The 783-nt window shown below is 70.1% G+C and carries 2 protein-coding genes; both read left to right on the forward strand.

Going from position 1 to position 783, the window contains the following annotated elements; genetic code table 11:
• Positions 1-119: 119 nt before the first annotated feature.
• A complete protein-coding gene (locus JK363_RS41460; protein ID WP_176180452.1) occupies positions 120-530 on the forward strand; it encodes a DUF742 domain-containing protein in 411 nt (136 codons plus the stop codon).
• The coding region (locus tag JK363_RS41465; protein WP_201883494.1) for a GTP-binding protein at positions 511-783 on the forward strand (273 nt) is incomplete at its 3' end. The genes JK363_RS41460 and JK363_RS41465, both read left to right, overlap by 20 nt.

Below are 783 nucleotides of genomic sequence, written 5' to 3' on the forward strand. Positions count from 1 at the left end.
CCTGTTGAACTGACCCACCGACCATCCGCCGCCCGCCCCGCCCGGCCCGCCCGGGCGGCCCCCCACCGGCACCGACCGACGGCACGAACCGTCACCTTGTTGTCCGACCGGAGGACTCAATGACCCCGCCCCCTGCCTCGCCCGGCCCGTACGGCGGCCACCACCATTCGCCGTACGGGGGTGAAGGCGACCAGCCATTGGTGCGCCCCTACGCCATGACCGGAGGCCGGACCCGGCCGCGGTACCAGCTCGCCATCGAGGCGCTGGTCAGCACCACGGCCGACCCAGCGCATCTGGCGGGGCTGCTCCCAGAGCACCAGCGCATCTGCCATCTGTGCCAGGAGGTCAAGTCGGTCGCGGAGGTCTCGGCGCTGCTGAACATACCGCTCGGTGTGGCGCGGATCCTGGTGGCCGACCTGGCGGAGGCCGGCATGGTGGCGATCCACCAGCCCGGTGGCGGTTCGGAAGCGGGCGGTACCCCGGATGTGACACTGCTCGAAAGGGTGCTCAGTGGACTTCGCAAGCTCTAGCGGCGCTCCGCCCGCCCGCGCGACCACCTCGGCGAAGATCGTGGTGGCGGGCGGCTTCGGCGTGGGCAAGACCACGTTTGTCGGCGCGGTCTCGGAGATCAACCCGCTGCGCACCGAAGCCGTGATGACGTCGGCGTCGGCGGGGATCGACGACCTGAGCCATGTGCAGGACAAGACCACGACCACCGTGGCGATGGACTTCGGGCGCATCACGCTCGACGACGATCTGATCCTGTATCTGTTCGGTACCCCG

Source organism: Streptomyces coffeae (assembly GCF_016741875.1).
Classification (GTDB): Bacteria; Actinomycetota; Actinomycetes; order Streptomycetales; family Streptomycetaceae; genus Streptomyces; species Streptomyces coffeae.